Genomic DNA, 9,363 nt, shown 5'->3' on the forward strand with positions numbered 1-9,363 from the left:
CCATTAGAATATCTTTGGAAACAAGTTTGTTTTACTGTCACTTCTTGTCCTTTGGTCTGAGGACAACTTCCCGTCCATGGTGAGGCATCTATTGTTAGTGTAATTCCGCAGTGTGGAGCGCCAGAAATATCATCTAAGCAAATTTCCACAGCTCCTTCGACTCCATCTTCCAACACAGGAAGCAATACATTCACGGCACAATCCTCCAAACCCTCACCAGCTATATCACAATATCTTATACAGTCACCAGATCCATACACAGAAGGCCATCCTGCAGCAAACCAATACGGACTATTGCCATTGCCATTCCAGAACCATTCATCGGTCACTTCTTCATAATAGCCATCGGCTGACAATACTCTATCTCCTTTTTCTAGATATAGGTAAGGAAAATATTGATGCGATACCAAGGCAATTAAATGATTCTCCCAATCATCTGCCAATCTAGCTACGATATTCAATGTGCCATAAGTCAATTGAGTGGAAGTAGCATCGTTTAAAACATCGTTGATATAGGAACCACTTAAGATGTCACCTATCGTATATTCGGTTTGAGTTTTATCGTTTTTCTTTAAGATCACACAGGCCAAATATTCATCCAATAAATCTTGATTACCTGCATTTTGATAGGCGGTTGCTATCACAGCGGCAGGAAGCTCATAAGTAACCGCTCCCATTCTATCAGTGGGCAATTCGTAGTCGTGTAGACCCATCGGTTGCTTCCAAGCGGCATATCGTTTGACCGTTTCTCCTGATTCCAGTGCAGCATCTATTTCACAGTAGGTCGTATCTTCTTTATATCCTACGAAGTTTTCTGGTATTAATGCCGGCAATCTCATCACCACGATGGTATCGGTCAATGTCGTCATGACTCCTTCTTTATTGAAGACTTCCCAAGTTCGGAAGATTACTTCTGCTGTATCTGTATTCACAGTACAGTTGATCGGCATAATCCAATCCGGTTGTACTGCCAATCCGTAATACCCTGGACCTCTACCCTCATTACACGATACGGTAACCAAGGGAGGATGAAGACTGGCATCAGGAATATACCCACAATAGGTGACGATCTTTCCTCGACTCAGGTCTGCCGTCGGTAGGTCGTAGTCACTAGCTGTCTTACTTGATTGAAAATCCGATGTCAAAACGATGCTTGGCGATTGAGGGATAATCAGACTGGTCTGACAGCTAGATATTGAATTCGATATTTGTAGGGTTAATGTTTGCCCTCGATAATTACAGAGGTCCTCTCCTTCCATAATGAGATCTTGGCTAGTTAGGTTTTCTGCGCGCCATACTTGGCCGCCCCAATCATTGGTCACGGTGACCGATAGCTGATTGGCACATTCTGTTAGACTAGGCACTACTTCATTGATGTACAATTCCATCATCCCTTGGCCATCAATGGCTGGATGAATATTTGAAATACAATTCATAGTTTCTGGACTAGGATCACATGGAAACTCATATACCCCCATATCAATAATTTCGTAAAACCTAGGACTCAGATCCAAATCCACTTCTTGCCCATCCACCATATAGAAATCAGCCATAGTGGAAGGATCACCACTATTAATGGCAGGTGAAATCAGCTGCAAATGAAAATCTCCATTGGTTGCATTTACAAATAAAGGATCGGTAGAAAAAAGATTATTCCCATCGTCAGTAACAGCTGAATTGTGATTGACAACATTATAAGATTCATCAAACAGTGAGTACGAAATAGAAACCGAAGCTAGAGTATTATAAAACACAGGTCCACTACTTAGTACAGTATTTTCATAAAATATACTATTCTTCAGTTTAGGGGAACTTACTCCTCCATTATTTCCCAAATTATAAATAGCGCCTCCCCTGGCAGCAGAATTGGACGTAAACACACAATTAATGAACTCAGGCGAACTTACTCCCCCATTTCTACCTTCATTAACAATGCCGCCTCCAGCGTCAGAAATGTTGGATGTAAACACACAATTAATTAAAATGGGTGAACTCTCTCCATAATTTATAGCTGTATTGAAAATACCGCCTCCAGCCATAAAAGATTCATTCGATGTAAATACACAATTGGTCAACTCAGGAGAACTTTCTCCACCAGTTCCATTATTATAAATAGCTCCACCATAGTTAAAAGCAAAATTGTCCTCAAATACACAGTTAATCAATTTAGGGGAACTTTTTCCATTATTACCCTGATTATATACTGCACCACCATAACCATTACTACCCGTATTAGACATAAATACACAATTGAGCAGCTTGGGAGAACTATCTCCTCCATCTCTGCCATTATTATATATACCACCACCATATTTTGCAGTATTAGACAGAAAAATACAATTTTGAATGCTAGGATTAGATATATTCCCTGCTCCAGAACCATCGTTATACCAGCCACCTCCTTCTGTAGTAGCCCCTATAGCTTCAGCGATGGTAAATCCATCTACTAGGGTAGCAGAACTTACATTCTTTGTATACACTATACGGGTACTGTTATCTCCTTTGTTATTCTGCACACCAATATCCCCACTGAGAATAGTCTCATAGGTTTCCCAATCTCGGTTTACAAAATCATCTCCACCTGCTGGGAATCCTCCGTAAACTTTTACACTATCGGGTATCACAAAGGATATCGTTCGATTGGTAGTACCTGTTGGTTTATAAGTTCCCTCCGCTACAAAAATAGAATCGGCAGCACTGGGGCAAACATTTAACAGTTGAAGCGCTGATTGCAAATCAGTAAAAGCATTGTCCCAATTCAACCCATTGTTCATTCCAGTCGCTGAAAAATCCACATAAATGATTTCATCTATAAAGGAATAATTATTGCAACTAAATTCATAGACTCCCATATCGATGGCATCCTCTACTCTCGGATTTAAATCTAAATCAACTGCCATTCCATTGACCATATAAAAATCAATGGTCGGTGTAGTTGGATCACCACTGTCTATAGCAGGAGATATGGGTTGCAAATGAAAATCTCCATTGGCCGCATCTACAAATAAGGGATCGGTTGAAAATAGATTATTTCCATCGTCGGTAACATCTGAATTGTGATTGACAACATTATAAGATTCATCAAACAGTGAGTACGAAATAGAAACTAAAGCTTCATCATTATAGAATACAGGTCCATCTTCTACAGCACTATTATTAAAAAATATACTATTCTTCAGTTTAGGTGAACTTACTCCTCCATTATTCCCCCTATTGTAAATAGCGCCTCCATCCTCTCTAGCTATATTAGCCATAAATTCACAATTGGTCATCACTGGAGAACTCTCGCCTCCCTCATCACCATTATTGAAAATAGCACCTCCATACTTGGCTCTGTTAGACGTAAATTCACAATTAATCAACTTAGGCGAACTTTCTCCAAATCTTCCATTATTATAAATAGCACCGCTAGTCACATTTGCTGAATTGTCTTCAAAAACACAATTGATTAACACAGGAGAACTCTCTCCATCATCACCATTATTGTAAATACCACCTCCAGTAATATTAGCATAATTACTCAAAAAGAAGCAATTCGTCATTACTGGTGAACTCTCTCCTCCATTTATTCCATTATTATACATAGCACCTCCCGCTACATTGGCAGCATTGTCAACAAATATGCAATTCCGAATACTTGGATTGGAAATATATCCCATTTCAGATCCATCATTATACCATCCACCTCCATGCAAATTTGAATTCCCCCCAGTAATGGTAAATCCATCTACCAGGGTAGCATCACTAACATTCTGAGTATAGACCACATGGTAACTATTGTCTGTACTGTCATTTTGCACACCGATATCTCCACTGAGGATGGTCTCATTGATACCCCAGTCTCTATTGGCAAAATCATCTCCACCTGCTAGGTATCCTCCGTAAACTCGTACACTATCCGGTATCACAAAGGATATTGTCCTATTCCCTGTAGAAGTTGGATAATATGTACCCTCCGCTACAAAAATAGAATCGGCAGCACTGGGGCAAACATTTAACAGTTGAAGCGCTGATTGCAAATCTGTATAGGCATCGGTCCAGGATGTTCCATTGTTTCCTCCCGTTGCAGATAAATCCACATATATGATATCATCCGTAAAACTATAGTCATCACAACCAAATTCATACACCCCCATGTCGATAATGCCGGAAAACCTAGGACTCAGATCCAAATCCACTTCTTGTCCATCTACTGTAAATAAAGTATCAATGGTAGATGGATCTCCACTATTGATGCCAGGCGAAGTCAGCTGCAAATGAAAATCTCCATTAACCGCATCTACAAATAAAGGATCGGTAGAAAAAAGATTATTACCATCGTCGATGACATCTGAATTGTGATTGACAACATTATAAGATTCATCAAACAGTGAGTACGAAATAGAAACTGAAGCTTCATCATTATAGAATACAGATCCTTCTCTTTCAGCACTATTATTATAGAATATACTATTCTTCAGTGTAGGGGAAATTTCCCCAAATAATCCATTATTATATATAGCGCCTCCATCTCGGGCTGAGTTAGACTCAAACACACAATTAACCATTGCAGGTGAACTTTCTCCTTCATCTGAGAAATTATAAATAGCACCTCCTTGACCACCAGAATTGGACGTAAAGACACAATTGATTAACTCAGGTGAACTTTCTCCTCCATTATTTCCAAAATTGAAAATAGCACCTCCACCATTACTCGATTCATTAGAAGTAAATACACAATTAACGACCCCAGGCGAACTTACTCCATTACTACTTCCATTATTATAAATAGCACCTCCAAAACCAGCTGAGTTAGACTCAAATACACAATTATTCAACACAGGAGAACTTTCTCCTCCATCTCCTCCATCATTATAAACACCACCACCATTACTCGATTCATTAGAAGTAAAGATACAATTTTGGATACTTGGATTGGACACATTTCCTGTACCGGAACCATCGTTAAACCATCCGCCTCCATTGGCAACGATAGATCCACCATAGCTATAACCATCGGTAATGGTAAATCCATCCACCAACGTGACTGAGCTTACATTTTGGGTATAGACAACGTGGTAACTATTGTCCGTTTTGACATTCAGTATGCCGATATCTCCACTAAGGATGGTTTCATAAGTTTTCCAATCTCTGTTTTCAAATTCATCTCCACCTGCTGGAAATCCTCCGTAAACTCGTACACTATCCGGTAACAAAAAAGATATTTCTCTTTCCATAATCGTTACATTTCCGGGATCTGAGGGACTTACTGGATAATAAGTTCCCTCCGCTACAAAAATAGAATCCCCCCTACTAGCTGTAGTCAAGGCTTCTTGTAAATCGTCATAGGCGGAAGCCCAAGAACTGCCATCGCCTCCGGGAGAAACACTGGCATCAACATATATCTGTCCATTCGACGGAAATGTCAAGACACAGAATAACGACATCAACAAACAACCCAAGAAGGTACTTTTATGAGGTAAAGGATAATTCATAGCCAAATTTTATATTACACAAATTAGCATGCAAATTATAAAATTTATTAACAAACGATTACAATATAAAAGATAAAATATAAAATAATAAACGAGTATATTGCATTATAAAAAAATCTAAAATTTTAAACATGTATTATAATATGAATACACAATAAACTAACACAAACCATTAGTTTGCAATAATATGTAATTTATTATTTGCAATATAACAAAAAGCAAAAAAAGTCTTTTCCTCTATTAATCAAAAAGAACTTATAGCAAACTGATATTGATGTATAGAAAAAATCTGCAATGACTCAAAACAACATATACCATATTCTACAAATTACATTTATAATTGACAAGCTCACCCACCCCGCCGAGCCGCAGTAGAAACGATAGCTGAACTTTGTCGAAGCCCGGCTCATTTATCCTGGCAAACCCACCTGGAACACAGTGGAAGCGGTGGCTGAGCTTTGTCGAAGCCCGGTTCCTTCAATACTATTATATTATTGATGTAAAATGAAATTTTAAACTTATCAATTTAAATGCAGTCTCGTCGCAGCGCAGTGGCGAACCCTCCCGAAACACGGTGGTTTCGGTTCCTTAAATACTATATTATTGATGTAAAATGAAATTTTAAACTTGTCAATATAAATACAGTCTCGTCGTAGCGCAGTGGCTGCGACTTCTCTCATCGTAGACCGATTTACGGTCTTTCCCTACCCACCCACGACACAGTGGTCGTGGCTCCTTCATCAGTTGAACATTTAGTTCATCTGGTTGCTCTTTGAGCAACTTTATTCAGTCGTGTACTTCATTCGTTCACACCCACGACACAGTGGTCGTGGCTCCTTCAAGCAATTATATTATTACTGTGACAAGTACTTAAACTTGTCAATTTAAATGCAGTGTCGTCGTAGCGCAGTGGCTGCGACTTCACTCGCCCAATGTCCGTTTAGGACATTAGATACTTCGTATTTTGCTCGTTCACAATTAGTTCATCTGATTGCTCTTTGAGCAACTTTATTCAGTCGTGTACTTCATTCGTTCATACCCACGACACTGAGATCGTGGCTCCCTCATCGTAGACCTATTTAAGGCCTACGGTTCTTCGAACTACATTCAGTCGTGAGCTTCATTCAGTCATCCTCACCATTGATCAATTGATGATCAATCATGCTTCGCATTATGTTCAGTCATTTTCAAAATTTTTTCCGTCATCATAAAACGTAAATCGTCTTATCGTCATTGCGCTTCAGAGCAGACCACAATAACCCAGAATGTCATCATTCTACTGACAAAAATAGGAGCAACCTGAAAATTCAAGCCACTCCTTTTTTTATAATCTAATTTCTACTTATTACTTTATCACCACCATCTTCTTCGTTGCCGTGTACTTCTCCGTATCCAATTGATAATACAAGACACTAGACATTCCAAAGTCCTCACTATTCACCCAGACCTTATTGTAACCTTTACCGTAACTGCCTTCAATGACTTTCAATACTTTCCCTGTCACATCGTACATGGTCAAGGTAGCCTCTGAGGCTTCTGGCAAGGTAAATCCGATAGCCGTCTGACCAGCATAGGGATTCGGTGTGTTTTGGTACAAGGCAAAGATCGCATCACTGCTATTGTACTGCCATTGTATATTCTTCAACTTCTCTGCTCCAGTGTAAGCCTCAGCCATAATTACCCGATCGCTTACTGACAATACATCTCGTAATGATACATCGGCTTTCGCTCGGACAACCAAGGTAAACAATACCTCATTCTCAGATGCGCTAATGGCCTTCCCTTCACTCCAAGAGGCCGTGATAAATCCTGGACGGTATTTCACGTAATTGTCCTCTGTAAAGTTCAATGCACCCCCTTCGATAGACTCTACCTCTACCGCATTGTTCGCATAAGCTAAGGTGTACTGCATTCCAGTAATTTCATCGAAGTTCTCAGATGTAACATCTACCCGGTACAATTCACCAGATATCAATCCTTGATCCACCACACTCAAATTTAAAGTTGTCAATCCACTTCTCTGACTTCGACCTACATTTTCAGTGCGATTCACATCACCGATCTTCACTCCTACAAAATCTATATTCTGGTCCGCTCTCAAACTAGTCGATTCGAAACTTTCTCTCATGCTTCCATCGGACATGAAAAATCTCCAACTCGTATTATTGGCCAACTTTCGATTTGGCGTCAACACCATTCTTCTCGTCTCCAAGATATCGAAGGCATTGATCTTACCATTGCCATCTACATCGGCCGCCACTTTATCGAAATCGCTAGTCAATACAGATTCTTGCATTACATGACTCTGGATAGCTATCACATCTTGGGTAGTTATGCCCTGTCCATGACCGGTGTTTTTCTGTGGTACTATATTCACTGAAGATCCATAATTGAGGTTGAAGCCATACTGGCCATTCCCCGTGGTCTCCGCTGTCAATGGACTTCCACTGTTCAAGACAGCCTTCACTTCTACTTCTGCTATCGCTCCTTGGTCTTGATCTGTGATCTGACCTGTCAAACTCACATCGCCATTGTTGGCCGCACAATTAGCATCGACAACAAATACTATGGTTTGCTCGTAATCTCTCTCAATGGTAGAACACCAATCTCTAATATTCCACACTCTTGTCAGTTTATACATTTGAGGACCATCTGTTCCAGTGGTTTGTACTTCACTGATGTATTCTTCCTTCACCCCAATGGCGATCGAATTACACAAGGCTCCTACTAAGTCCGCTTTCAATTCCACTTTTCCAGTTACACTTGGTGCTAATTCCGTACTTGCCGCTTCTAATGAAGTTACACAGGCAGATGACTCTTGAGTATAAGTATCCGCAGGTGTATCAAACATTGACATGCCCAATTCACAAGCACTATTCACATAAATGATTTGTTCCAAGGTAAAGCTCGGTGCTTTCGGTCCACAACCTCCACTAATATCAAATCTTCTGGTGATTATACCATTGCCACAGTCGTCTAGATCTACCCATACATCTTGGTGTTGGATTGAAGACTGACAGGATACGGCCAATAATCCGAGATAATGATCCATAGAATCATTTACCAGACTGGTAGTTCGCTCGGTTACATTGATCCAATCTATGGTTCCATCGTGCAAGGTATCCGCTACTTTTGTCACTTCTTCGGTCTCAGCGCAAGTAATGTTCTCAATAGCAAATCGCAAGTCCTCAATAGTGATTTCATTGCCTGCTGCATCGGTAATCAATCCATTGCTATTGACCCATGCTGCTTCATAATATCCAAATGCTTCGTTCAATGCGTCAAATGCACCTGTGCTATCTATAGCTGATCCACCTTCTCCGTATGCTGCTGCCGCTTCGATGATAGATTTGTAGTTTACGTTGTATGACTCACATGAAATGGCGACATCAGCCAATGCACTATGTACTTTGGCTTGAGATTTGTCCTCTACTTCTACGTCTAACCAACCTTTGCCCCAGTTACACCAATAATCCATGACCAATAATTCTACGGTCGGTGTCTCACAGGCATCCTCACATTTGAATGGTATCGCTGGGCTCCATCCACCTCCTAGATAGCTCACTTCTTTACCATATCCCGGTTTGCCCGTAATGGCATCCAAGAATCCTTCGAATTCTTCGATTTTCAATCTGTTACCGTGGTCTGCATCAGGTCCGCTACAATTGTCATTCAACAAGATATATTTAACCATATCATAGATCCATCCATGTACTACGAATTCTCCACACTCATAACTATCTTCCCACAACCAAACCAATTTTTGGTAGTAGTGATTTTCTACAGTCTCTGAGTTTAAGAATTTTTTCAATGCTGTAATGTCGAAGTCATAGTCTCCACACTGGTACTCACCTCCTAAGGCACCTCCGTATCCAGAGAATCCTAAGTC

General features: G+C 40.2%; 1 protein-coding gene and 1 pseudogene. Both read right to left on the minus strand.

Annotation, left to right across the window (positions count from 1 at the left end; all coding sequences use genetic code 11):
• Positions 1-5,474 (minus strand): annotated as a pseudogene (locus LVD51_RS19770) (hypothetical protein); the annotation flags it as partial.
• A gap of 1,345 nt (positions 5,475-6,819) precedes the next feature.
• On the minus strand, positions 6,820-9,363 hold a 2,544-nt coding region (locus LVD51_RS19775), incomplete at its 5' end, for a T9SS type A sorting domain-containing protein (protein ID WP_236973112.1).

Source organism: Membranihabitans marinus (assembly GCF_021729155.1).
In the GTDB taxonomy this organism is placed as follows: domain Bacteria; phylum Bacteroidota; class Bacteroidia; order Chitinophagales; family Saprospiraceae; genus Membranihabitans; species Membranihabitans marinus.